The sequence below is a fragment of the Leptolyngbya sp. BC1307 genome, assembly GCF_002286735.1.
GTDB lineage: Bacteria > Cyanobacteriota > Cyanobacteriia > Phormidesmidales > Phormidesmidaceae > Phormidesmis.
In genome coordinates, this window is sequence record NZ_NRTA01000007.1 from 83404 (window position 1) to 107349 (window position 23946).

General features: G+C 53.5%; 21 protein-coding genes. 12 read left to right on the forward strand and 9 right to left on the reverse strand.

From position 1 onward, the window contains the following. Positions 1 to 433: 433 nt before the first annotated feature. Both CKL79_RS06340 and CKL79_RS06345 read left to right on the forward strand, forming a co-directional pair. On the forward strand, positions 434 to 1411 hold the full coding sequence (locus CKL79_RS06340; RefSeq protein WP_121968745.1) for a UDP-glucuronic acid decarboxylase family protein: 978 nt from the start codon (positions 434 to 436) through the stop codon (positions 1409 to 1411). Positions 1412 to 1478: 67 nt separating this feature from the next. Beyond that, positions 1479 to 2864, forward strand: a complete 1386-nt coding sequence (locus CKL79_RS06345; protein WP_121968746.1) for a UDP-glucose/GDP-mannose dehydrogenase family protein — start codon at positions 1479 to 1481, stop codon at positions 2862 to 2864. 136 nt (positions 2865 to 3000) lie between these two features. Here CKL79_RS06345 and CKL79_RS06350 read toward each other — a convergent pair whose 3' ends face one another. Further along, positions 3001 to 3447 carry a YbjN domain-containing protein gene (locus CKL79_RS06350; RefSeq protein ID WP_121968804.1) on the reverse strand — a complete coding sequence of 149 codons (447 nt, stop codon included), beginning with the start codon at positions 3445 to 3447 and terminating at the stop codon, positions 3001 to 3003. Between the two features lie 322 nt (positions 3448 to 3769). On the opposite strand from CKL79_RS06350, the gene CKL79_RS06355 reads away from it, so the two are divergent. Next, positions 3770 to 5221, forward strand: coding sequence for a DUF697 domain-containing protein (locus tag CKL79_RS06355; RefSeq protein WP_170943988.1), 1452 nt, complete (start codon positions 3770 to 3772; stop codon positions 5219 to 5221). Here the strand turns inward: CKL79_RS06355 and miaA are convergent. Then, the gene (gene miaA / locus CKL79_RS06360) at positions 5199 to 6110 is read right to left on the reverse strand and encodes a tRNA (adenosine(37)-N6)-dimethylallyltransferase MiaA (RefSeq protein WP_346427049.1); all 912 of its coding nucleotides are present in this window, start codon (positions 6108 to 6110) and stop codon (positions 5199 to 5201) included. The genes CKL79_RS06355 and miaA overlap by 23 nt on opposite strands. A gap of 342 nt (positions 6111 to 6452) precedes the next feature. Here miaA and gyrB point away from each other — a divergent pair, with 342 nt between their 5' ends. The 3 genes from gyrB to CKL79_RS06375 all read left to right on the forward strand — a co-directional run bounded on the left by gyrB (position 6453) and on the right by CKL79_RS06375 (position 10152). Continuing rightward, on the forward strand, positions 6453 to 8390 hold the full coding sequence (gene gyrB, locus CKL79_RS06365; RefSeq protein WP_121968747.1) for a DNA topoisomerase (ATP-hydrolyzing) subunit B: 1938 nt from the start codon (positions 6453 to 6455) through the stop codon (positions 8388 to 8390). A 313-nt stretch (positions 8391 to 8703) separates the two neighbouring features. Beyond that, the gene (locus CKL79_RS06370) at positions 8704 to 9420 is read left to right on the forward strand and encodes a heme oxygenase (biliverdin-producing) (protein ID WP_121968748.1); all 717 of its coding nucleotides are present in this window, start codon (positions 8704 to 8706) and stop codon (positions 9418 to 9420) included. A 189-nt stretch (positions 9421 to 9609) separates the two neighbouring features. Then, positions 9610 to 10152, forward strand: a complete 543-nt coding sequence (locus tag CKL79_RS06375; RefSeq protein WP_121968749.1) for an NADPH-dependent FMN reductase — start codon at positions 9610 to 9612, stop codon at positions 10150 to 10152. A 30-nt stretch (positions 10153 to 10182) separates the two neighbouring features. Here CKL79_RS06375 and CKL79_RS06380 read toward each other — a convergent pair whose 3' ends face one another. Beyond that, complete coding sequence (locus CKL79_RS06380) at positions 10183 to 11517, reverse strand: TrkH family potassium uptake protein (protein ID WP_121968750.1); 1335 nt, start codon at positions 11515 to 11517, stop codon at positions 10183 to 10185. 191 nt (positions 11518 to 11708) lie between these two features. Here CKL79_RS06380 and CKL79_RS06385 point away from each other — a divergent pair, with 191 nt between their 5' ends. Further along, positions 11709 to 12587: a methyltransferase domain-containing protein gene (locus CKL79_RS06385; protein WP_170943991.1), complete on the forward strand. Its 879-nt coding sequence runs from the start codon at positions 11709 to 11711 to the stop codon at positions 12585 to 12587. A 163-nt stretch (positions 12588 to 12750) separates the two neighbouring features. On the opposite strand, the gene CKL79_RS06390 is transcribed toward CKL79_RS06385, so the two are convergent. Continuing rightward, positions 12751 to 14037 carry a DUF3747 domain-containing protein gene (locus CKL79_RS06390; protein ID WP_121968807.1) on the reverse strand — a complete coding sequence of 429 codons (1287 nt, stop codon included), beginning with the start codon at positions 14035 to 14037 and terminating at the stop codon, positions 12751 to 12753. Between the two features lie 451 nt (positions 14038 to 14488). Between CKL79_RS06390 and CKL79_RS06400 the strand changes: the two genes are divergently transcribed. Continuing rightward, entirely contained in the window at positions 14489 to 14998 is a 510-nt protein-coding gene (locus CKL79_RS06400; protein ID WP_170943989.1) for a pentapeptide repeat-containing protein, read from the forward strand. A gap of 33 nt (positions 14999 to 15031) precedes the next feature. Here the strand turns inward: CKL79_RS06400 and CKL79_RS06405 are convergent, their stop codons facing one another. Continuing rightward, the gene (locus tag CKL79_RS06405) at positions 15032 to 15379 is read right to left on the reverse strand and encodes a hypothetical protein (RefSeq protein ID WP_121968754.1); all 348 of its coding nucleotides are present in this window, start codon (positions 15377 to 15379) and stop codon (positions 15032 to 15034) included. Between the two features lie 70 nt (positions 15380 to 15449). Between CKL79_RS06405 and CKL79_RS06410 the strand changes: the two genes are divergently transcribed. From CKL79_RS06410 to mutY, 4 genes are all read left to right on the forward strand, one after another. Next, entirely contained in the window at positions 15450 to 15755 is a 306-nt protein-coding gene (locus CKL79_RS06410) for a DUF2470 domain-containing protein (protein ID WP_121968755.1), read from the forward strand. A 54-nt stretch (positions 15756 to 15809) separates the two neighbouring features. Next, positions 15810 to 16052: a 2Fe-2S iron-sulfur cluster-binding protein gene (locus CKL79_RS06415; RefSeq protein ID WP_121968808.1), complete on the forward strand. Its 243-nt coding sequence runs from the start codon at positions 15810 to 15812 to the stop codon at positions 16050 to 16052. Between the two features lie 185 nt (positions 16053 to 16237). Beyond that, positions 16238 to 16579, forward strand: coding sequence for a DUF760 domain-containing protein (locus tag CKL79_RS06420; RefSeq protein ID WP_121968756.1), 342 nt, complete (start codon positions 16238 to 16240; stop codon positions 16577 to 16579). After that, a complete protein-coding gene (gene mutY / locus CKL79_RS06425) occupies positions 16563 to 17774 on the forward strand; it encodes an A/G-specific adenine glycosylase (RefSeq protein WP_240518711.1) in 1212 nt (403 codons plus the stop codon). Before CKL79_RS06420 ends, mutY begins: the two co-directional genes overlap by 17 nt. Positions 17775 to 17795: 21 nt before the next feature. Here the strand turns inward: mutY and CKL79_RS06430 are convergent, their stop codons facing one another. The 4 genes from CKL79_RS06430 to CKL79_RS06445 all read right to left on the reverse strand — a co-directional run bounded on the left by CKL79_RS06430 (position 17796) and on the right by CKL79_RS06445 (position 23792). Beyond that, positions 17796 to 19325: an anthranilate synthase component I family protein gene (locus CKL79_RS06430; RefSeq protein ID WP_121968758.1), complete on the reverse strand. Its 1530-nt coding sequence runs from the start codon at positions 19323 to 19325 to the stop codon at positions 17796 to 17798. A 114-nt stretch (positions 19326 to 19439) separates the two neighbouring features. Continuing rightward, complete coding sequence (locus CKL79_RS06435) at positions 19440 to 19907, reverse strand: photosystem I reaction center subunit II PsaD (RefSeq protein ID WP_121968759.1); 468 nt, start codon at positions 19905 to 19907, stop codon at positions 19440 to 19442. Positions 19908 to 20024: 117 nt separating this feature from the next. Further along, entirely contained in the window at positions 20025 to 22100 is a 2076-nt protein-coding gene (locus CKL79_RS06440) for a DICT sensory domain-containing protein (protein WP_121968760.1), read from the reverse strand. Positions 22101 to 22394: 294 nt separating this feature from the next. Next, positions 22395 to 23792: an ammonium transporter gene (locus tag CKL79_RS06445; RefSeq protein WP_121968761.1), complete on the reverse strand. Its 1398-nt coding sequence runs from the start codon at positions 23790 to 23792 to the stop codon at positions 22395 to 22397. Positions 23793 to 23946 lie beyond the last annotated feature (154 nt).

Consider the following 23946-nt stretch of genomic DNA (forward strand, 5'->3'; position numbering starts at 1 on the left):
AGCACGGAGAAAGTCAGTGAATTCTTGATAAAGAATCGAACATTTTGGGTATTGATAAAAACGGTTGAAGTTTTGGTGAAACCGAGCGACTGGGTTATTCGAATTAGAAAAACTTTGCTACATTTTTAGACAGTTTCGGGCGGTCGTGAGTGCTCGCTAGGGTTTGCCGCAGTCACTTTTTGGGCCATTTTTCCTCGATGTACGTCTAACTTCTAGGTAAATTGCTCCAGGGTCGCTAGGTGCCCCACTAACGGATCATTCTGACGGGCGAAAGACGGCCTGCCGCAAAACTTAGGTGGAGTATTGCCAGCCGGAGCATTTATACCAGCTAAGGCAGCATCGGGCACAGGGTTGCCGATTGAGTTAAGGCGCTCGCTGAGGCTTTGGCCCCTGCTGCAAGTCCACTGTTAAATGTCCTATCAGACAATTCTCTATGAAAATTTTAGTCACCGGGGGCGCTGGTTTTATCGGCTCCCATCTGATTGATCGGCTAATGGAAGCTAACCACGAGGTTATCTGTTTAGATAATTTTTATACCGGGCACAAGCGCAATATTTTGCGCTGGATGGATCACCCTTATTTCGAACTGATTCGTCACGATATCACTGAGCCGATTCGCCTGGAGGTCGATCAGATTTATCATTTGGCCTGTCCTGCTTCGCCAGTGCACTATCAGTACAACCCGGTGAAAACAGTTAAGACCAACGTCCTGGGTACGCTGAATATGCTGGGTCTAGCCAAGCGGGTGAAAGCTCGGTTTTTCCTGGCGTCTACCTCAGAGGTTTACGGCGATCCAGAAGTTCATCCTCAGCCAGAAGAATATCGCGGCAGCGTTAACCCTATTGGCATTCGCAGTTGCTACGACGAAGGAAAGCGGATGGCTGAAACACTGGCCTTTGACTATCATCGGCAAAACGATGTAGACATTCGGGTAGTGCGAATTTTTAATACCTACGGCCCGCGCATGTTAGAAAACGATGGTCGGGTCGTCAGCAATTTTATCGTTCAGGCCCTCAGTGGTCAGCCCTTGACTGTCTATGGTGATGGCTCTCAGACCCGCAGCTTTTGCTATGTCTCAGATTTAGTGGAGGGGTTCATCCGCCTGATGAACAGCAACCAGACAGGGCCGATCAATATCGGCAACCCTGGGGAATACACCATTTTGCAGCTGGCTCAAACCATTCAGCAGATGGTTAATCCCAACGTAGAGGTGCAGTATCGGCCTTTGCCTCAGGACGATCCTCGCCGCCGCCAGCCGGATATTACGAAAGCGGCGCAGCTCTTGGGCTGGCAGCCAACGGTGGAGCTGCGCCCTGGGCTCGAAAGAACGATTGCTGACTTTCGCGATCGCATGACAGCTAACGGTACCGTGAGCCAAGACTTGAGCGGGACGACGGTAACCGCGTCTTAGCGACTGGCATCTGAGAGATACTTTGATTCGCTATTGAATTGTTCATCATTTAGAGAGCTTTACCATCATGCGTGTTTGTGTCATTGGAACTGGTTACGTTGGCCTAGTAACTGGAGTGTGTCTATCTCATATTGGTCACCACGTTATCTGTGTTGACAACAACGAAGAAAAAGTGCAGCTGATGAAATCGGGCCAGTCTCCGATTTATGAGCCGGGTTTGTCTGATTTGATGAAGTCTTCTATGGCTTCTGGCAATCTGGAATTTACGGCTGATCTGGGCGCAGGTGTCAGTCACGGCGATATTCTGTTTATTGCCGTAGGGACACCGGCGCTGCCGACTGGCGAAAGCGATACTCGCTATGTTGAGGCGGTAGCTCGCGGTATTGGTGAGCACCTGAACGGTGGCTATAAGGTGATTGTCAACAAGTCTACGGTGCCCATTGGCTCGGGCGACTGGGTGCGCATGATTGTTTTAGACGGCATTGCTGAGCGGCAAAAAGTGCCAGTAGCTGCAGGCGTCGGTGGGGGCAGCAAGCCAGAGGCAGCAGCGGCCTTTGATGTGGTCAGCAACCCTGAATTTTTGCGCGAAGGTTCGGCTGTACACGACACCTTTAACCCCGACCGGATCGTGCTGGGCAGCGGCAGCGAGCAGGCGATCGCCATGATGAAAGAACTCTACACCCCTATCGTAGAGCGCAAGTTTGCTGAAGACGCTAGCCTACCGAATGTCCCGGTAGTCGTCACCGACCTCAGCTCAGCAGAGATGGTGAAGTATGCCTCTAACGCTTTTCTGGCAACCAAGATCAGCTTTATTAATGAGGTGGCGAATATTTGCGATCGCGTCGGCGCAGACGTGACCCAAGTCGCTCAGGGCATCGGTTTAGACTCTCGTATTGGCAGTAAGTTTTTGCAGGCGGGCATCGGCTGGGGCGGATCTTGCTTTCCTAAAGACGTTTCGGCACTGGTACACACTGCTGATGACTACGGCTACGAAGCAGAGCTGCTAAAGTCTACGATTCGAGTAAATGATCGTCAGCGACTGCTCACCGTCGAAAAACTGCAGCAGGTGCTGAAAATTTTGAAGGGCAAGACCGTGGGCCTGCTGGGTCTGACCTTTAAGCCAGATACCGACGATATGCGCGATGCCCCTTCGCTAATCATGATCGAGAGCCTCAACCGGCTGGGCGCAAAGGTCAAAGCCTACGACCCGATTGTCTCTCAGAGCGGCATCCGCAATGGGCTCTCTGGCGTCATTGTAGAAACCGATCCTGAGCGGTTAGCCGATGGTTGCGACGCGTTAGTACTGGTCACCGACTGGGCTAACTTTAGAGAGCTTGACTACGTCAAAATGGCCAGCTTGATGAACGCCCCGGTGATGATTGACGGTCGCAACTTCCTCGATCAGGCCAAGCTAGAAAAAGCAGGCTTCCGCTACCTCGGCATTGGCCGCTAAGCATCGGTTAGCCTAACTCGGCTCAATGACCTGCCTAATGGAAAGCCCCCAGCTTCTCTGTAATCTGAAGAGCTGGGGGCTTCGTCTATATCTTTTGAGATGAGTCTCTATAAAATCAGTTTTTATAAGACGAAACCTACGATGACCAGCGCTCCAGCGCCCTCTGTCCGCCCCAGCGGGCGACGATTTCGTCATCATAGTCATCGGCGATGCGAATGACGGTCGCGACCGAATGACTCAGCTCAATCTGGTCACAGGTAGATCCGACCAGGCTGTGTTCAAAGACGATGTCGTTTTCGCCATCCAGGGCAAAGCGGCCAAAGTGTATGCCGTTATTGGCACGCAGCAGATAGTAGCTCAGCTCCGGGGTGACGTTAATATCGGTCACGACAAAAGAGCGAGTGGTGATCAGGGCGTCATTATCGCCCCAGGGCACTACCCGCGTAGAAGCAACGGCAGAACCAATCGTAACGATAAACAGCGGCTCGTCTTCAAATACCACCGTCGCTTCGCCGAAGAGATCTTTAATCCAGGGCACAATTCTTTGGTAGCAGGCCCGCTGCGCGTTACTTTCAAATTCCATCAGCACCGAAAAATTATAATGAACCACTTTTATTCTCTCACTAATTAATGGTATCCCCTGGCTGTCGCTGCCACTATGCTTGAAGGATTAGCGCGAACTTGAAACATACCTTTAAAGATTTATCACGGTCTAGCAGCGTTTTTCTGCGTAGCTTTTGCAAAAGCTTTGGTTTTGTTTGGCTTGAGCGCGGCTAAAGATTAGGCCCGGCGCGGTTTTTTCACTATCGCCACCCAATCCGCGGGTGGATGACTATGCTTGTATGGGTGAGATCTTTTGCTCAGTCGTTGGGCTGATCAAACAGCCGCATTTTTTCTCAATTCTTATGGGCGATCTATCTTCGCAGCCGTCAAATACTGAAACGAGTTCACAGCGCTCTCAAGGGCTGGAAGAATTTGGCCAGATTACCAGTGACTTGCATTATCAGCAGGCGATCGCCGCCGTCACTACGCTAATCAACAAGCTAGATCTCTCCCCCCGCGAGCAGGCTAGTTTGGAAACTGAAATCCACCATCTCCACAGCGTGCTCCACAAGCTGGAAAATCAGGTGGTTCACATTGCCGTATTTGGCATGGTGGGCCGGGGCAAATCGTCTTTGCTTAATGCGCTGGTCGGTCAGCCTATTTTCCAGACGGGGCCGCTTCATGGCGTGACTCAGCAGGCCGAAAGTGTGGCCTGGGCGGCTGAGGCAGATGATCTGGCGTCTGATGTGTATCGGGCGGTGCTCTCTAGCCAGCAGGCTTCACGAGTGGAGCTGATCGATACGCCGGGCATTGATGAAGTCGATGGGGAGGCGCGACAGGCGATCGCTCAAAAAATCGCTCATCAAGCCGACCTCATCCTCTTTGTGATTGCAGGCGATCTCACTCAGCTTGAATATACGGCGCTCAGCGAACTGCGACGAGCCGGGAAGCCGATTCTGCTGGTTTTGAATAAGGTCGATCAGTATCCTGCCTTTGACCGCGAGCAAATTTTGACGACGTTGCGGCAAGACCGCTTAGCCGACCTGCTGCCGTCTGGCAATCTGGTGGCTGCTGCTGCCGCCCCCCTGATCACGCAAGCTGCCCGCGCTGCCGACGGCACCCTCACCACGCAAACCGAGCGCGGTACGCCCGATGTCAGCGCCCTGAAGCTAAAGATATTAGAGATCTTGCAGCGCGAGGGAAAAGCGTTGGTCGCGTTGAACACTCTGCTGTATGCCGATGAGATTAACCAGCAGGTAGTGGCTGAAAAGTTGGCGGTGCGCGATCGCGCTGCCGATGACACGATTTGGAAAACGGTGATTACCAAATCCATTGCCGTTGCGCTCAATCCGATCACCGTGATCGATCTGCTCAGCGGCGCGGCGATTGACATTGCCTTGATTATGGCGCTGGCCCGGCTCTATGGCCTCCAGATGACCCAGCAGGGCGCGGCTCAGCTTTTGCAGAAAATTGCCCTGGCGATGGGTGGGCTGACCGCTAGCGAACTGGTGATTAGCTTTGGGCTGAGCGGGCTAAAGAGCGTTTTGGCAGCGGCGGCTCTACCGACTGGCGGGCTGACGGCGACGCCCTATGTTTCGGTGGCACTGACCCAAGCGGCGGTTTCGGGGGTGTCTACCTATGCGATCGCCCAGGTCACCAAAACTTACCTGGCTAACGGCGCGACCTGGGGAACGGGCAGCCCTAAAGCCGTCGTCGCCGATATTCTCAGCGACTTGGACGAAGACTCGATCATGAGCCAAATTCGCAGCGAACTCACCGCCCGGCTCGACCTTAAAGCCCACTGGCAGCGGTAGATTGAACAAACTGATCGACGCGCTGCAACACCTGTTCTTTTAAGGCGGGGCCATCAGCAGCAAACCACTCAATGCGCGGATCTTTGCGAAACCAGGTGCGCTGACGTTTGGCAAATTGGCAGGTGTGCTGCACTATCTGCTCAATGGCCGCATCCAGTGAGATATCGCCGGCTAGATGCTGCTGCAACTCTGCGTAGCCCAAGGTTTTTAGTAGGGGCAATGCCGATCCGTATTTTTCAATCAGCCAGGCAACTTCATCGACTAGCCCTGCTGCCACCATCTGGCGAGTGCGGGTGACGATACGCGATCGCAATACATCCGGCTCGCAGCTCAGTCCGATGTATAAGACCGGATAGCTCGGTGGGTCTTCCCCCTGCTGGCTAGAGATCGTTTGCCCGGTGACGTAGTAAACTTCCAGCGCTCTCAGCGTTCGCACCGAGTCGTTTGGGTGAATGCGATCGCTCGCAACCGGATCTACCTGATGTAAAAGGGCATGACAGTGGGACTGGCCGAGGTTGGTCAGCTGCGATCTCAGACCCAAATCAGGCGGTACTCGGGGTATTTTTAGTCCTTTGGCGATCGCGTCTACATACAGCCCTGTACCGCCGACTAAGAGGGGGAGGCGATCGCCCCGCTGATGCATTTGTGCTATTACCCCTTGAGCCTGCTGCTGATAGCCAGCGACCGTCAGCGTCTCCGTCGGGTCACAGACATCGACAAAATAGTGAGGCACCTGCTGGCGATCCTGCAGTGATGGCTTAGCTGTGCCAATGTCAAACTCCCGGTAAACCTGCCGGGAATCGGCGCTGAGAATAGCGGCGGGCCACTGATGTGCAAGGGCCATAGCCAGCCCAGACTTACCCACAGCCGTCGGCCCGACGACTATAATTAAAGATGGTACAAAGGAACTATTTAGCAAGCGGTCACAGCAATAATTCACCTAATATATAAGAGAAGGTAGCCGAGGGTGGAGACGGGGGTGATTGCTACGGAGTCAAAAAGGCGACTATGAACCCATTTTAGGAAGCTCGCTGAAACCGCTCTAAAATCGCTTTCAACGCCTTTATGCTAGAATCCGTAGGCAAGATATCATTTAGTCGGCTCAGAACGGCCTTGTAGAGCTTTTCTCAATCAGCCCAAAAGCGACCCGAGCAGCAGGCTCAAAAAGTAAACCTCAGCCAGACGACAGGCTAAAGAAGAGCGGTCACCACTGACCTCAGGAGAAGATTGTATGGCAAATAGCTACGGCGCTCAGCAGATTCAGGTTTTAGAAGGGCTCGAACCTGTTCGCAAGCGGCCAGGAATGTACATCGGCAGCACAGGGCCTAGAGGGCTGCATCATCTGGTGTACGAAGTTGTTGACAATGCCGTCGATGAAGCCTTGGCGGGCCACTGTAAGCACATCACCGCCTCGCTGAACGCAGACGGTTCGGTCACTGTCATTGATGACGGGCGCGGCATTCCCACCGATATTCACCCGTCTACCGGCAAGTCAGCGTTAGAAACGGTACTGACGGTGCTGCACGCAGGCGGTAAGTTTGGCGGCGATAGCGGCTACAAGGTGTCGGGCGGCCTGCACGGTGTCGGCGTCTCGGTAGTCAATGCCCTCTCTGAGTGGGTAGAGGTCACCGTCTGGCGCGAGGGCAATATCCATACGCAGCGGTTTGAACAAGGCAACCCCATTGGCAGCCTCAAGACCGAGAAGGGCAACAGCCGCACGGGTACCCAAGTCGTCTTCAAACCCGACGCTACCATTTTTACTCACACCGTCGAGTTTGATTACGATACGCTCGCTAGCCGCCTGCGGGAGCTAGCCTACCTGAATGCGGGCGTAGATATCACTTTTACTGATTTCCGCCTGGAGCTGATCAAGGCCAAGCAGCCCCGAGTCTCTAGCTACTGCTACGAAGGTGGCATTAAAGAATACGTTGAATACATCAACAGTGGCAAAGAGCCGCTGCACCCCGACGTTATCTACGTTAATTCTGATAAAAACGGCGTGCAGGTTGAGGCGGCTTTGCAGTGGTGTAGCGATGCCTTTTCCGATAATCTCCTGGGCTTTGCCAACAATATTCGCACGGTTGATGGTGGCACTCACTTAGAAGGGCTTAAGGCCGTGCTCACCCGCACGCTGAACGTATTTGCCCGCAAGCGTAAGAAGCGTAAAGACACCGAGTCAAATATGGCCGGGGAGAATATTCGCGAGGGCCTGACGGCAGTGGTGTCGGTGAAGGTGCCCGACCCAGAATTTGAGGGCCAGACCAAGACCAAACTGGGCAATACCGAAGTGCGGGGTATCGTTGACTCTCTAGTCGGCGAAGCGCTCTCTGAGTATTTGGACTTTAACCCCAGCGTAGCCGATGCCATTTTAGAAAAGGCCATTCAGGCGTTTAATGCGGCAGAAGCGGCAAAGAAAGCGCGTGATCTGGTGCGCCGTAAGTCGGTATTAGAGTCTTCTACTCTGCCGGGCAAGCTAGCTGACTGCAGCTCGCGCGATCCGAGTGAATCGGAGATCTTCATCGTTGAGGGCGACTCTGCTGGCGGTAGTGCGAAGCAGGGGCGCGATCGCCGCTTTCAAGCCATCTTGCCGCTGCGAGGCAAAATTCTCAACATTGAGAAAACCGACGACTCCAAAATCTACAAAAACAACGAAGTGCAGTCGCTGATCACGGCGCTGGGCCTCGGCATCAAGGGCGAAGAGTTTGACCCGGCCAATCTGCGCTATCACCGCATTTGTCTAATGACCGATGCCGATGTAGATGGCTCGCACATCCGTACGCTGCTGCTGACCTTTTTCTATCGCTATCAGCGCGATCTCGTTGACCAGGGCTATATCTACATCGCCTGCCCACCGCTGTACAAGCTAGAGCGAGGCCGTAACCACACCTACTGCTACAGCGAGCGCGAGCTGCAAGACGGGATTGCGGCCATGCCTGCCAACGCCAAGTACAACATACAGCGCTTTAAGGGCTTAGGCGAGATGATGCCGCAGCAGCTGTGGGATACGACGATGAACCCGGATTCGCGCACGCTGAAGCGGATAGAGATTGAAGATGCGGCAGAAGCTGATCGGATCTTTACGGTGCTGATGGGCGATCGCGTTGCCCCCCGTCGTGAATTCATCGAAACCTACGGCCCCCGGCTCAATATGGCCGATCTGGACATCTAAGCAGCCTTTCTCAGCCATCGGCGCTCTCAGATATCCAAATTTCACCGACTCCTCTTACTGACTCAGCCTTTTACTGACTCAGTGAGAGGAGTTTTGCTGTCATCAGTGCTAGCCCAACATAAAAAAATGTTGCGACATCTTTCTCTCGGTAGAGCTAGCCCTCTAAGCTTTAAATCAGACGACATCACTCGGCGCTTGCTCTCCAGCTCTGTGCCCATACTGTAGGCCCGCTGTAGCAGCGTTTTGAGAGAGAGAGGCCACTTGAGCAGTGGACAAATTCTAGTTTTTCCTAAGTTAGAGATATTTTAAGAACATGAGCAATAATTTAGCGACCCAGCTCCGTGAGGGCACTAAAAAAGCCCACACTATGGCCGAAAACGTCGGATTTGTTCGATGCTTTTTGCGTGGTGTGGTCGAGAAGAAGTCCTACCGCAAGCTAGTGGGTAACTTTTACTTTATCTACTGTGCTATGGAAGAGGAGCTAGAGAAGCACAAGAACCATCCCATCGTCAGCAAGGTGTACTTTCCTGAGCTGAACCGCAAAGCTAGTCTAGAAGAGGATCTGGGCTTTTACTACGGCAGCGGCTGGCGCGAACAGATCGCCTTGTCAAAGGGCGGACGCAAGTATGTAGACCGCATCCGCGAAATTTCAGCGACTCAGCCAGAGCTGCTAGTGGGGCACTCCTACACTCGCTATCTGGGCGATCTCTCCGGTGGCCAAATTCTTAAGACGATTTCTCAAAGAGCGATGAACCTATCGGGTAGCGATGGCGTTGCCTTTTATGAGTTTCCGACCATCGAAGATGAGAAAGCCTTTAAAGATCAGTACCGGGCTTCTCTCAGCGAGGCCCCTGTGGACGATGCTACCGCAGACGCTATTGTCGAAGAGGCTAACGACGCCTTCGGTCTGAATATGGAGCTGTTCCAGGAGCTAGAAGGCAATCTGGTGAAGGCAATCGGCGTCATGCTGTTTAATAGCCTCACGGGCGGTCGTCGTCGGGGTAGCACTGAGCTGGCTACCGAGGGCTAGTCTCTGCCCTGCACAATTATCTATTCCTGAGTGTCTCCGATTATCTATGTATTGAGGTTGCCTATAGTGGGTGACCTCTTTTTTTATCAGCCTGTAGAACCAGTCTCTTAAGACGGGTCTATCGACTGATTGAAAGCCTAGTGCGACAGGCCCTAAGATGACGACTGCACTAAAACGTAAGGTGAAAGCATGGTGAAGATTGTAGGCATTGGCGGTAGCCTGAGAACGGACTCCTACAGCATGCAGGCGCTGCATATTGCCGCTGAGCGGGCAAAAGATTTGGGAGCAGCGGTTGAAGTTTTAGACTTGAAGGAAATGAACCTGCCTTTTTGCGATGGCGGCAGTGACTACCCGGACTATCCGGATGTAGAAGTCTTACAAACGGCAGTCAAAGCAGCGGACGCGCTGCTTTTATCGACTCCTGAGTACCACGGCAGCGTTAGCGGCGTGATTAAAAATGCGCTGGATCTGATGAGCTTTGAGCAGCTCAGCGGTAAAGTCACTGGCTTTATCAGCGTGCTCGGGGGGCAGCCTAACAGCAATGCGCTCAACGATATGAGAGTGATTATGCGGTGGGTTCACGCCTGGTCGATTCCTGAGCAGATCGCCATTGGCCAAGCCTGGAATGCTTTTGATAGTGAAGGGCAGCTAAAAGACGAAAAGCTCTCGCAGCGGTTCGACGAGTTTGCTAAAAGCCTGGTAGAGAATACAAAGAAGCTAAAGGATCTGTAGCGTCATTGGGCTAGGCGGCTGTCTGACACGTTAGCCGGTGAGCAGGTCTTCTTCTGGATAGTGAATGGCGCTGGGGCTGGGGTCACCTAAAATGGCGGCCATCAGCAGCAGAATGCCCACCCGGCCAATGTACATCGTGACGATGAGAAATAGCTGACCGAGCGTAGACAAGTCGGCGGTAATACCCGTTGAAAGGCCGACTGTCGCAAAGGCTGACACTGACTCAAACAGAAGGTTGATGAAAGATACGGTGGGATCGGTAACGGAGATACAGGTCGTAATGATCACAACGCTCATGACCGAAGCCACGACAACCGACAGCGCTTTTAGAACTCGCAGCATCGGGATCTGACGCTGATAGCAGTTGACTTCTTCCTTGCCTCTGAGAGCCGTGCGGGTGCAGACGAGCAGAATGCGTAAGGTGGTGGTTTTGATGCCGCCGCCAGTACTGCCCGGGCTGGCCCCGACGAACATTAGAGCGATCGCCATAAATAAAGAACTCGCTTCCATCTTGCCAATATCAATCGAATTAAACCCGGCGGTGCGGGTAATCACCGACTGAAAACCCGCTAGCAGAATCTGAGTCCCAAAGCTTTCGCCTGCTAGCGTATCGGGATTGTCAAACTCGATGAGTAAAAAGGCGACCGTGCCCAGCAGCAGCAAGAATAGCGTCGTACTGGTGACAATTTTGAAATGCAGCGAAAAGACAGTGCGATCTTGACGCAGACGCAGGCGATCGCGTACCCACATAAACGCCTCCATAATCACCTGGTAGCCAATCCCCCCGACAATCACCAGCACCGAAATCACCGCTATTGGCCAGGCATCTTCGGCATACTGCACCAGACTGTCAGAAAATAGGCTAAATCCAGCATTGTTGAAAGCGCTAACGCTGTGAAAAATAGCGAGCCACAGCGCTTGCCCGAAGCTAAACTGCTTAGTAAAAGTCAGCAGCAGACAAAATGCCCCTGTCAGCTCAAAAATCAGCGTCATCGAAATAATAGAAATCAAAAGGACTTTTACATTCGATAGCTCAGAGGTTTCCATCGCCTGCTGAATTGCCAGCCGATCTTTAAGTCCCAACCGGCGACCGATCAGCAGCAGCAGCAATGTGGTCGCTGTCATATAGCCCAATCCCCCGAGCTGAATCAGCAGCAGCACAATACCCTGACCAAACGGCGAAAAATAGGTGCCCGTATCCACCACAATCAGCCCGGTCACACAGACTGCTGAAGTCGCCGTAAATAGAGCAACTAGCGGCTGATTCCATTCACCGGTGGCAGTCGCTAGTGGCAGCATCAACAGCAGCGTACCAATCACAATTAAAGTCAAAAAGCCAATGCAAATTGTTCTAGGAACCGTCATGATGAGTAGCTGTAGAGGCGATCAGTAACGAAAGGACTGCATCAGGCTCGGAAGATGATGCCGAAGACGACAGAGGATATGCCGACGTGGGTCTGCATGTTCCATCATGACGGGTAATGCCGCATACTCTACCCTAATTAAGCAACCTACTCCATAGCGCCAAACGCAGGGCAGATAAAGGCACCATGACGATACCGCTAACCCAGAGAATTCAGAAATTTTACGACACCTCTTCGCCACTGTGGGAGCGCACCTGGGGTGAGCATATGCACCACGGCTACTACGGCGCTAACGGTCAGCATAAAAAAGACCGCCGTCAGGCCCAGATTGATCTAATCGAAGAACTGCTGAAGTGGGCTAACGTCCAGTCGGCACAAACCATTCTCGATGTCGGCTGCGGCATTGGTGGCAGCACGCTCTATTTAGCCCAAAAGTTTACCGCTCAAGCTATAGGGATCACCTTGAGCCCGGTACAGGCCCAGCGAGCCAGCCAACGAGCCCCCGAACAGGGGATGGCGCTACAGCCTTGGGAACATCTCAACGAAGCAGCGGCTCCAGCCGTGAGTTTTCAGGTGGCCGATGCACTGGCGACGCCTTTCCCGGACAGCGCCTTCGACTTTATCTGGTCGATGGAGAGCGGTGAGCATATGCCAGACAAGCAAGCCTTTTTGCAAGAGTGCTACCGGCAGCTCAAGCCAGGCGGCACGTTCTTGATGGCGACCTGGTGCCACCGGCCTACCCATACGCTAGCGGGCGCACTTACCCGCAGCGAGCAGCAGCACCTTGACTGGCTTTACAGCCTCTATCATTTGCCCTATGTAATTTCGCTGCCGACCTATGGCGAATTAGCCACAGACATTGGGTTTACAGACCTGAAGATGGCAGACTGGTCGCCGCAGGTAGAATTTTTCTGGCAAGATGTGGTGCGCTCGGCGCTTAGCCCCAAGGTGCTGGCAGGTATTTTACAAGCCGGTTCAGAAACCATTCGGGGGACGGCGGCGATCGCCCTGATGACCACCGGATTCAGCCGAGGACTCATCCGCTACGGGCTGCTATGCGGCACTAAATGAGAGCGATCGCAATCTCTGAACGCAATTCTCTGAACGCAACATCCGACCAAACTACAAAAAGCTCCCGACTGAGCACAGGCCAGCCGAGAGCTTTGTTGCAAGAGGATTTATTGAACTTTTAGATTGAACTTTTAGTCCGGGAACATCAGCTATCCTGGCTGATCTACCGGTCAGCCGTTTGGGAGCAGTCGAGCAGACGTACCATTGCTGCTGCCGCGTAGTTACGCTGAGCCGAGGTATTAGGCGCAAAGCTGCTGCCGGTCTCATTCAGCGGTGTGGATACACCACAGTAGCTAGACATACTAGAGATAACCGACTGTGCCCAGTGGCCCTGAATATCGCTGAAAGTGCGCCCAGGTTGGTTCGCAGTTAGCTGGGTGCCGCCGCTCTTATACTCAGCCGCTCGGCGCATGACCGCCAATAGCTCAGCTCTAGTGACCGGCTGGGTAGGGCGGAAGGTGCCATTCTGGTAGCCGCTAATCAACCCTAAGGTTTTAGCCTGCTGAATTTTAGCTGCGCTCCAGCGATTGGCAGGCACATCAGGATAAGGATTGGCAGAGACTGCGGTTTGAGCCGGAACGTCTAGCCCTTCAACGACGATAGAAACTAGCTGTTCACGAGTGAGAGAAGCTCTCGGGCGGAAGGTATTATCTTCAGGAAAACCGGAGATGAAGCCTAGCTGCACTGCCCGGTTAATGGCCTCCGCGTAGATATCGCCCCGGACATCAGAAAAGCTGACTGACGGTGCCGGTGACCCTCCGCCGGGAGGCGTCGGATTGGGGTTGGGGTTGGCAGGCGGTGTGACTACGGCACCGCCAGACTCTACTACGAGCTGAGCGAGCGTCTTGTCATTAGCCAGATAGGTGCGCCCGGTAACGCTGTTGTTAAAGGTTTGTCGGGCTAGCCGCCAGCCGGGTCTCAAAAAGATCTTCGTAAACCCGTTGGCCGCAATCCCATCGGTTTGACCGATGATAATCGGCTGCGCGTTTTGACCAGCGGAGCGACGGGGCTTGCCGTAGAGCACCAGAACGCCGTTCTCTACTTCGACGACCGGGTCGTAGGCGATGTCTGCACCGGCTGTCCGAACGATGTAGCCGTTGGTGTCGGTCGCTTTGCCACAAATACCGGTGAAATCAAAGTTGAGCAGCAGCACATTCACCTGAGTCGGGTTTGTGCCAGTTGTGCTGTAGCAAAGCGGATCGGGGCGCTTTTGCTCGATGATCATCAGACCGTAGCGCTGTGTGCCGCCGAGCCGACTGGTTGGCTGAGCCACCAGAATAAAGGGTGTCTGGTCGGTTTCTTGCATGCCAAACTGAGCAGTCTGGTCGGCCTGAACTTCTATGGGCGTTCCCCCTGCGGGAGTCTGTGCGAATGCGGTGGGTAGGTTGCTAGCGGTGATGGCGATCGCCGCTGTCGCCAGCGCCGCAATCGTTAAACGGAGTGATTTCATCTTCTGAATGTCCTTATAAGTAGATTTCGCGGTGATTTGCGTCAGCGTGGGCATGTACCTGATGCAGAGAAAATTTTTCAAGTTGATAGCGTGTAGATTTTGCCAGCAGTGTGAACTTTCCTTCTCTGACTAACTCACAGAATACCTGTGAAACAGGTTGAATTAGCCTAAAACTAAGCGTTTGTTACGTCCGTAAAACGTCTGTGTGAGCAGCGTTTCAGAAGACTTAATAGTTTCTCCATAAAGAATGGGAAAACTAAGTAGTTTGTCAGTAGTTTTCTTGAGCCTCTTGCCACTCTCCTCAGGTGTCTGACACCATAGGAGAAAGTCTTGGAGCTCGCCCCACGTCATGTATACAGAGATAGTTGATTTAATTCGTAAGTGCGGTCACAAAAGGGTCGCTTTCGCAGTCGGCACACTTCTCTGTGGGCCCGTGGCTATTAGCCCTGCCATGACTCAGAGCGCTCTAGCTGCCGAGGAAGCAGCTATTCTAAGACTGATCGAAACCAACGAGTGTGCGGGCTGTGACCTGCACGAAGCTGACCTGCGGCGACTCGATCTCTCCGGGGCCGACCTGACCGGCGCTGACCTGGAAGGAGCCAACTTTTACTATGCCAATCTGGATGGTGCCCAGCTCACCGATGCCAATCTGATTGATGTTAATTTGGGCTATGCCAGCGCTCGGGGCACGCTGTTTAATGGCTCTGACTTGCGCTATGCCATCTTCCACCGCACCGACCTCACGGGCGCGGTGCTGATCGACACTGACCTGCGTGAATCTTACATAGACAAGGCTAATTTTACGGGCGCACTTTTAAACGGCGCTGATATGAGCGACACGCTGTTTTTAAATGCTGATTTTTCTCGGGCTAGCCTGTGTGGGGCGCTAACCTGGGCCGGGACTGAATATCGCCGGGGTTGTGATGTCGCGGTTCCCGAAGACATTGACGACAAATATTAGGAATAGCAGGTAGTAGGAATAACAGGGCGATCGCTATTTGGTATGCCACCAGCGCTGTTTTTCAGCTGACAGCTTGACCGTGTAAAGCGTCATCACTATCGGCGTGCTGCGATAGCTCTGACCGACTATTTCAACGCAGTACGAAGGATGTGTGCGGGTAGCCAAATCGGCGATTAGCCTACGACCGATCCGCCGCCAGCTAGGTTCTTTGCTGCGCCATTGCAAACGGCAGCAGGGCCAGGGCAGCTGCTCCCGGTCGTATAGACGGCAGCAGGGGCCCACGACACGATAAGTCAGGTGTGCGCCAGGGCTTTCAAAAATATGGTCGGTCGGCCAGGGATGGCTCAAATAGCGGGCTAAGGTAGGAGAACCGGCGTTCATGGATGACTTAATTATCTATGATGTGAAAAGCCAAGGGTGGCTGCTGGAATTGTAGTGTTAAAGGGGAGCTATGTCAGAAGGGAAGTCGGAGCAGATTACCAGTCAGGTGAGTGATCGCATCTGCAAACACATGAACAAAGACCACGCCGAGGCCGTACTCACCTACGCTCAGCGCTATGGCCATCAACCATCGGCTACAACGGCCACCCTCACTGCTATAGATAATCAGGGTATGGATCTCAAAGCAGGCGTTAACGGCGAATCGCTCCCTCTGCGCATTGCTTTTGACCATGAGCTAACGGACGCTGCCGACGCTCACCATACGCTGGTGGCCATGCTCAGAGCGCTGCCCGCCCCAGCCGATGCGAACGCCTAACGCCCCGCATCGCTACAAACATCGCTACAAATTGTGTAGAAGACTGTGTAAATGGTGACTGTAAAAATTCGTTTTTTGCCGGACGATGTCACTACGACAGCCACGGTTGGGGAACCCTTGTTAGCAGTTGCCGCCCGCGCTGGGGTATACATCTCTACAGGCTGTCTGATGGGGTCGTGCCATGCTTGCGAAGTCAGCATGACCGGCGAAGAGGAGCCTGTTTTGGCCTGTTTGAAGGCAATCCCTCCCGACTTAGACGCTATAAAGGTTGAGCTGCTAGATGACCCCACTTGGTAGCATCCAGGTGGACTCTACCACTGACTTTTCTAGCTCTTTCTACCGTGCAGCGCTGACAGGCTGGTTCGGTTGTCATTCGGTTTCAACCCATAGGCGAACATAAACCGAATTGTTACATTACTAATAAGCAAACCAAGAGCGTAGCTAAAGAATCGCGTTCTACCCGTTCAAAGAAGGTATCTCGCATGGATGATGTAACCGGAAGAATTCCAGAATTTGCAGAGTCTAAATCTGCTAAAGAAAATGCTTTACTTCGGTATGTAAAGACGATGGAGCCGGAGACTATCACTCAGCTGTCGCGCCCGGCCTCTTCTGAGGTGATGCAGGTGATGGAGCACAACGTAATTGGCCTTTTAGGTGGCCTGCCCTCTCAGCATTTTGACGTAACGGTCACGACCAACCGCGAAAACTTAGGAAGACTGTTAGCCTCAGCCATGATGAGCGGCTACTTTTTGCGTGGCGCTGAGCAGCGACTGGCATTTGAAGAGCAGTTTAGTACCTCCTTAGAGGATGGGGCTCAGTCGTAGATCGCTTATGGTGCGATCGCAACCCTTCTCTTCACAGCTAGACGCCTCACCACAGTTGGGTAAGTCACTGGCTTCAAGCTCGGCAGGCACCCGTCTGTCGAGCTTTGTGCTATCTGAACAGGTCGTCTGTGAGCTGAGGCGATCGCTGCTCTCCTGGTACGCGAGCCAGGGCCGAGACCTGCCCTGGCGACAGATCCGCGATCCGTATGCCATCTGGATTTCGGAAGTGATGCTGCAGCAGACTCAGGTGAAGACGGTGATTCCTTACTACGAGCGCTGGCTAGCTAGATTTCCTACCGTAAAGGAGTTGGCGGCGGCGGATCAGCAAACGGTGCTGAAGCTTTGGGAGGGGCTGGGCTACTATGCTAGGGCCAGAAATTTGCACCAGGCAGCTCAGCAAGTCGTAGCGGCTCATGGGGGAAATTTCCCTCGGGATTTGGCAGGAGCGATCGCGCTTAAGGGCATCGGTCGCACCACCGCAGGCGGCATCCTCAGCGCTGCCTTTAACCAGCCTGTAGCGATTCTAGATGGCAACGTCAAACGAGTTTTGGCCCGGCTGACGGCCTTACCTGCCCCGCCCAATAAAGCTTTAAACCACCTTTGGGCAGTTTCAGAACAAGTTTTAGATCTGCAGCAGCCTAGAGACTTCAACCAGGCCATCATGGATCTGGGCGCGACGCTCTGTACTCGCCATAACCCAGCCTGCCTGCTGTGCCCCTGGCAACCTCACTGCGCAGCGTACAATCAAAATGCCGTGTCGGACTTTCCTATGACTGAATCTCGCCCCCCTGTCCCTCACAAGCGGATTGGCGTCGCCGTCATCACTGATAATCAGGGCAATATCTTAATTGACCGACGCAAGCAAGAGGGTCTGTTGGGCGGACTGTGGGAATTTCCGGGCGGCAAAATTGAACCTGACGAAACGGTAGAAGAGTGCGTCAAGCGAGAGATCAAAGAGGAGCTAGATATTGAAATTGAGGTGGGCGATCGCCTGGTCACCATTGAGCACGCCTACACCCACTTCAAGGTGACGCTCAATGTATTTAACTGTAAGCACCTCAGCGGCGACCCCCAACCCCTCGAAAGCGACGAAGTAAAATGGGTCACCCTTGAAGAAATTGACCAGTACCCATTTCCCAAGGCCAACAGTCAAATTATTGAAGCGATAAAAGAACAGGCCAAAAAGCTGAAGTAACGCAACGCTATAGGGACGAACTTACCCTTTCAGGCAACGCACCGCTTCTAACATGCCTTTAGCTTTGTTGAGCGTTTCTTGATACTCACTTTCCGGTACGGAATCTGCGACTAAGCCAGCACCCGCCTGCACGCTGATGGTTTGATTACCATTCTCAGCAGATTGCACCACCATTGTGCGAATGGTGATGGCGCTATTGAGCTGTCCTTCAAAGTCGTAGTAGCCGTAGACGCCGGAGTAAGGGCCACGGCGATCGCGCTCCAGCTCATTAATAATTTGCATCGCACGAATTTTGGGCGCGCCGCTAACGGTACCCGCTGGAAAGCTGGCTTTCAGCAAATCCCAGGCGGTTTTGTCGGGTGCCAGATCGCCCACGACGTTGCTGACAATGTGCATCACGTGCGAGTAATTTTCAATCACCATCAGCTCATTGACGACCACACTACCGTTGACGCAGACGCGGCCTAAGTCGTTGCGACCTAAGTCCACTAGCATGACGTGCTCCGCAACTTCTTTGGGGTCAGCTAGCAGGTCGGCGGCATACTGAGCGTCTTCGGTGGAGTTTTTGCCCCGGGGGCGGGTGCCCGCGATGGGCCGCAGCGTTGCTTCCATGGGCGTATCTGGCCCAGTTTGGGTGGCTTTGACCATCACTTCGGGGCTAGAGCCGATGAGCTGCCAGCCATTGAAGTTGAAGTAGCACATATAGGGCGAGGGATTGACCAGACGCAGAGAACGATAGAGATCGAACGGTGCGCCGCTGTAGCTCGCCTGCAACCGCTGGGAGGCGACTACCTGAAAAATGTCGCCCGCTCGAATGTATGCTTTGGCTTTCTCTACGCATTCGCAAAATTCTTCGCGGGTGCGGTTGCTGGCATAGGATAGCGGCGGCGCGGTGCTGGCTTCAGGGGAGCTCCAGGGCAGCAGCGTGTCGGTGGAGAGCGGAAGGCGCAGTTTGTGAACTAAGTTGGTGACGCGATCGCACGCCGCATCATAAGCTGCTCGCAGGTCTATTGCTGGGTCACGCAGGTCAGCGTAGGCGATCGCCCAGACCTTCCGCTTCACCTGATCGAAGATCAGCAGATTGTCCATCTGCATCCATAATCCATCAGGCAAATCATCTGGACGGCGCTCATAGGTGGTTACCGTCGGCTCGATCCAGTTGATCAGCTCATAGCCCCAAAAGCCAAACAGGCCGCCAATTCCAGGCGGTAGCTGTGGCAGTCGAACCGGCTTTAAAGGAGCCAAACAATCTTGCAGAATATCGAACGGATTACCCGTTAGCACCTGCTGGGTGGCATCGCGAAAAGTTTGCGTGGTGCTTGCTCCTTTAGACTCCAGCACCCACAGCGGATCGCATCCTAAAAAGCTGTAGCGCCCTAGCGTTTCGCCACTCTCCACTGACTCCAACAAAAAGCTGTAGGGCTGTCCGGCACAGACTTTATACCAGGCCGATACCGGAGTATCCAGGTCAGCGACCCACTCCTGGTACACCGGCACAAAGTTTCCCTGCTTGGCAAGATCGCAAAAGGTTTTAAAGTCCGGAAAAATCATATCTGCTGGCGAGCACGCAAGGGGTGTGATATCAAGACAAATGCAAAAGGGCAGCCACTAGAGCTACCCTTTCGCTGTCGAATTTAACCGTCGAATTTAACCGTCGGGGGCTAGTTAGCCCAGAGGGTAGGTGTCAACATCGGCCTTTTTCTTGTCTGTACCAAAGGTAGTTTCGCCGCTGAATTTGATAGCCGCTGGGTTGGGGTTCTCGCCGATGCGACGCTCTTTTTTACCGCTATAACCCCGGCCTTCGTTGACCTTCTCAGGGAAGACGCCGTCTGCAGGATGCAGATAGATAGTCTCACCGCTGGGTAGGACACGATAGATTTTATAGTCGGTAATCTTAGGCTTGAACTTGCTTCTCAGCTGAGCCCCCAGGGCCAGGCACTGCTCTTTACGAGACAAGTACAGTAGGTTCTCGCCTTCATTCATGATGGCAGCCCCACCTGTCGGCATTTCAAAGACCTGCTCTTTAGGAGCTGTCCAAGTAATTGCATATTTTTCTTCAACTTCAGCCTTGGTTAGGAGACCGCCGGTGCTGCCTCCGAATTTGGGCATTGAACCAGTCAAACTTTCTGCCATGAATGAATCTCTCTCAAGCTTAGCTGTTTGGAATCGTATCATCGCTAAGCGGACACTTTAACAATTTTGAGAGGAAGCGTAATAGTTCTTTATCCTGGTTGCGGATTGATCGTCACTTTAACGAGTGCGATGTCTAGCCTTTTTCGCTGAAAGCCGGTCGGCAGCCGTTTCGGGTGTAACAGCCTGGGCAGTCTTTTTGCTGGCTGATTGGCCTCGATTAAGGTGCTGCCCTTTTTCCGGACGAATGGGTTCCCCGACTGCTGGCAGGGTGAAATGGATTTGAGTGCCCTGGTCTTTACCCGCAGAGGTCGCCCAAATTTTGCCGCCTAGCCCCTCAACAACTTGTTGGCAGATAGCCAGCCCCAGCCCAGTCCCCCCAACCGACCGACGCAGAGCACCTTCTTCTTGATAGAATCGCTCGAATACGGTCTTCAGGCGGTCGGCCTCAATCCCGCGTCCGGTGTCGGTGACGGTGACCTCGACAGCGGGGCCCGCGACTTGAGCGCTGATGGTAATTTGGCCGTTGGCTTCGGTAAATTTGCAGGCGTTGTCGAGCAGCTTAGAGAGCACTTCTACAATCCATTCTCCATCGGCTCGCACGAAGGGCAGTGCCTCTGGCAGGTCAGTCTCAATGCGCACAGACGGAGCTGACATAGATGAATTTTGCCAGCGTAGGCTGCTGAGCGCTAAATCGACGCATTCTTGAAGGGAGAGCGATTCCAGGTTCCATTCCACCCGGCGACTCTCTAGCCGGGAGAGGGTAAGAAAGTCCTGTACGAGCTTGCGCATGCGCTCGGCGTCCGTGAGGGCGGTATCTAGCATGATCTGCCGCATGTCGGGCGACATGTCGGGTTCGGTCAGCAGGCTCTCTAAACACACTCGAATGGTGGAGAGCGGCGTACGCAGCTCGTGTCCGGTAATCGCAATTAGATTGCTGCGGGTGCGCTCTAAATCGGCGAGCTGCTGGTTGAGATCTTCCAGGTTGGCGTAGGCTTCGGCTTGAATGAGGGCAACGCTGAGCTGGTTGGCGATCGCCTCGGTCAGCATAATTTCGTCGTCGTCCCAGTGGTGACAACTGCTGCTGTCGAGGTGCAGCTCGACCATCCCTAGCAGACGATTTTTATGGACTAGCGGCACCAGCAGACAGCCTTGCACCTGCCAACGCTGCAGCCGGGGGAGGGCGGCGCTCAGATCAATACCTTCAGCAATTTCTCCTGAAATGTCGTCAATGGCCAGCGTGCTGTGATGTGCTTTGACCCACTGATAGAGCGGATTGTTCTTGAGCGGCCAGGTCGCGCCCGCTAGCGAATTTAGATGGGTCTGACGATACTCGTGTTGAATAGTGGCATCTAGATCATCTGGGGCGCAGCGATAGATAATACAGCGACCGACAGCGAGCACACTGCCCAATTCGTTGGCTGCGATCATAAAGATCTCTGAGGGATTGAGCGATCGCCGGATGGCAGCTGTAATCGAATTGATCAGGCGGGCTCTTTTCTCTTGCAGGGCGATCGCTCGGTAAGCTTTTAGCTGCTTGTACTGACCGGCCTGCAGATAAGTAATTAGCCGCTGCGCAAACGGATCGGCACCGACTTCTAATGCATCGCCTAGCACTTTAGGAATAAAGCGTGTCCGGGCCCGCTTAATTTTTTTTTTCAAATCTGGCCGGTACTTTTGAATGCGGTCCAGCAACAGACTTGCCGCTCGCAAACTAACCTGCCGGTCTAGTGTCCAGATGCCCTCAAACCGCCGGGTTTGATCTAAGTGAGGCTCGGGCCCACCGACCGTTCGCGTGGGTTTAGATACCACTGGCTGATGCTCACGGCAGATCAAAGCAGCACTGTAAGAGTCCCCAACCACCACCAGATGCCATTCTTCCGTCAGGGCATCGGCTTCGTCAAAATCTATTTTTTCGTAGTCGTCAACCGCATCGCAAAACTGAGTCTCTACCGCTGAGAGCACGTACACCTGGTCGCTCAGCTTGCCGATGCGAGCATAGCGATGCGCCTCTTGCCGGTAAAACCTTTCTTGCTGGAAGCTAGCAATGATCAAAGGCTGCCGCTCTGACCCAGCCAATACCTGATCTTCCATGGCATGGGAGAGCGCTGTCAGCGATGTTTTGAAATACATTTGAGACCGCAGGGTTGGCAGCGCCTCAAACATTTCTTCCACAATGGAAGCCGGATTACCCATGCGAAGTTTGCTGTCCTGGTTCTGGGCGGACTTGTCAGAAAAGTCGATCTCTCGCTGTGACCAGCCAGCTTTCTATAGTGTCTTAATTAAGTACCGTTAGAATAGCAGGCGATTTAGGCAGGAATGCGGAGAAGTTAATTAAAAGCAATGAGTTAAAAGCAGTGAGCCTAATCAAAATCAGCTGCTCAGCGGCCAGCAGCAAAAAAGCGGTATCGGAGCTAGCAAGAGCTTCCGGTACCGCTTTTATTTAATCAGGTCTTTTATCTTCTAAAGCAAGTCTCCATCGTAAGCCGCTTAGATAATGCCGCCCATGTCGCTGGTGTCCTTAAGGAACCCGCTGTAGGCTTCCATGCCGTGCTCGCCGATGTCCAAGCCCTTGAGCTCTTCTTCGGAGGAAACCCGCAGGCTGATTAGAGACTTGATGACCACCCACAGCACAGAGGTCAAAATCACGGTAAACAGACCAATGGCCACAATGCCGATGATCTGAGCGATCAGCTGAGTGATGCCGCCGCCGTAAAACAGACCGGCTGTCTGGTCAAACAGACCAACCGCTAGGGTGCCCCAGATGCCGCATACCAGGTGAACCGAGGTGGCACCGACCGGGTCGTCAATCTTGATGCTGTCGAAGAAGCCGACTGAGAATACGACGATGACGCCAGCGATCGCGCCGACAATAATCGCGCCCCAGTAGCCAATACTGCCACATCCAGCCGTGATGCCAACCAAACCAGCCAGGATGCCGTTGATTATCATCGATAGGTCAGGCTTACCGCTTAGACCCCAGGCTGTGAAAGTTGCGGCAATGCCGCCAGCCGCCGCCGCCAGGTTAGTCACCAAAGCAATTTGAGGAACGTTCAAACTAGCTGCTAGCTCAGAACCAGGATTAAATCCAAACCAGCCAATCCACAAGATCAAGCAACCTAGCGTTGCAATACTCATGTTGTGACCCGGAATGGCATTGATGCCGCCGTTCTGGTACTTGCCAATCCGAGGGCCGAGGAAAATAGCACCCATCAGGGCTGCCCAGCCGCCAACAGAGTGAACCACAGTTGAACCGGCAAAGTCGCTGAAGGCAACACCCTCGCCCAAAAAGCTCATGTCAGACAGCCAGCCGCCACCCCAAACCCAGTGAGCCGTGATCGGGTAGGAAATAGCCGTCAGCAGTACGCTAAAGACGATAAAACTAGTGAACTTAACTCGCTCAGCAACCGCACCAGATACGATCGTTGCAGCAGTTCCTGCAAACGCTGCCTGGAATAGGAAGAATACCGGCGTCGTCAGCGTGCCATAGACCGGTTCAGCAGGATCCGTACCTGCCAGGAAGAAGCCTGAGAGGCCAAAAAACGGGGTACCTTCACCAAAGGCCAAAGCAAACCCGAGCGCCCAGAAGGAGACGGTTGCCAGAGCGAATACAATCAGGTTTTTCGCCAGAATGTTGACGGCATTTTTTTGACGGCAGAAGCCCGTCTCCAACATGCCAAAGCCAGCATTCATGAAAATTACCAGGATTGCGGCAATCACAATCCAGATGTTGTCCAAAATGATCTGAACGTCGCTAGCGACGACTTCATCTTGGGCGTGGGCGGCAAATCCCCAGGTGGCTACGATCACGAAGGCCAGGGGAATGCACGCGAGCCAGCCCCAGGCGTATGAACGACCAAACGCACGGCTAAGGGTGCGCTGGGCCATTTCTGTAAAGGGGGGAACATTAGCAGACCAAGGCGATGAGCCGTGCCTGGCCTGCGCTCTCTTTCTCAACATAAAATTAGACATTTTGATCGGGCGTTCCTAACGCGATTTAGACAGTAATCCATGGCCTTATGGAGTCGCCTCTTGATAGATC

Excerpts from the sequence above, each read along its gene's own strand:
- CKL79_RS06340 (WP_121968745.1), top strand. The coding sequence starts at position 434 with ATGAAAATTTTAGTCACCGGGGGCGCTGGTTTTATCGGCTCCCATCTG.
- CKL79_RS06345 (WP_121968746.1), top strand. The coding sequence starts at position 1,479 with ATGCGTGTTTGTGTCATTGGAACTGGTTACGTTGGCCTAGTAACTGGA.
- CKL79_RS06350 (WP_121968804.1), bottom strand. The coding sequence starts at position 3,447 with ATGGAATTTGAAAGTAACGCGCAGCGGGCCTGCTACCAAAGAATTGTG.
- CKL79_RS06355 (WP_170943988.1), top strand. The coding sequence starts at position 3,770 with ATGGGCGATCTATCTTCGCAGCCGTCAAATACTGAAACGAGTTCACAG.
- gyrB (WP_121968747.1), top strand. The coding sequence starts at position 6,453 with ATGGCAAATAGCTACGGCGCTCAGCAGATTCAGGTTTTAGAAGGGCTC.
- CKL79_RS06370 (WP_121968748.1), top strand. The coding sequence starts at position 8,704 with ATGAGCAATAATTTAGCGACCCAGCTCCGTGAGGGCACTAAAAAAGCC.
- CKL79_RS06375 (WP_121968749.1), top strand. The coding sequence starts at position 9,610 with ATGGTGAAGATTGTAGGCATTGGCGGTAGCCTGAGAACGGACTCCTAC.
- CKL79_RS06380 (WP_121968750.1), bottom strand. The coding sequence starts at position 11,517 with ATGACGGTTCCTAGAACAATTTGCATTGGCTTTTTGACTTTAATTGTG.
- CKL79_RS06390 (WP_121968807.1), bottom strand. The coding sequence starts at position 14,037 with ATGAAATCACTCCGTTTAACGATTGCGGCGCTGGCGACAGCGGCGATC.
- CKL79_RS06400 (WP_170943989.1), top strand. The coding sequence starts at position 14,489 with ATGACTCAGAGCGCTCTAGCTGCCGAGGAAGCAGCTATTCTAAGACTG.
- CKL79_RS06405 (WP_121968754.1), bottom strand. The coding sequence starts at position 15,379 with ATGAACGCCGGTTCTCCTACCTTAGCCCGCTATTTGAGCCATCCCTGG.
- CKL79_RS06410 (WP_121968755.1), top strand. The coding sequence starts at position 15,450 with ATGTCAGAAGGGAAGTCGGAGCAGATTACCAGTCAGGTGAGTGATCGC.
- CKL79_RS06420 (WP_121968756.1), top strand. The coding sequence starts at position 16,238 with ATGGATGATGTAACCGGAAGAATTCCAGAATTTGCAGAGTCTAAATCT.
- mutY (WP_240518711.1), top strand. The coding sequence starts at position 16,563 with ATGGGGCTCAGTCGTAGATCGCTTATGGTGCGATCGCAACCCTTCTCT.
- CKL79_RS06430 (WP_121968758.1), bottom strand. The coding sequence starts at position 19,325 with ATGATTTTTCCGGACTTTAAAACCTTTTGCGATCTTGCCAAGCAGGGA.
- CKL79_RS06435 (WP_121968759.1), bottom strand. The coding sequence starts at position 19,907 with ATGGCAGAAAGTTTGACTGGTTCAATGCCCAAATTCGGAGGCAGCACC.
- CKL79_RS06440 (WP_121968760.1), bottom strand. The coding sequence starts at position 22,100 with ATGGGTAATCCGGCTTCCATTGTGGAAGAAATGTTTGAGGCGCTGCCA.
- CKL79_RS06445 (WP_121968761.1), bottom strand. The coding sequence starts at position 23,792 with ATGGCCCAGCGCACCCTTAGCCGTGCGTTTGGTCGTTCATACGCCTGG.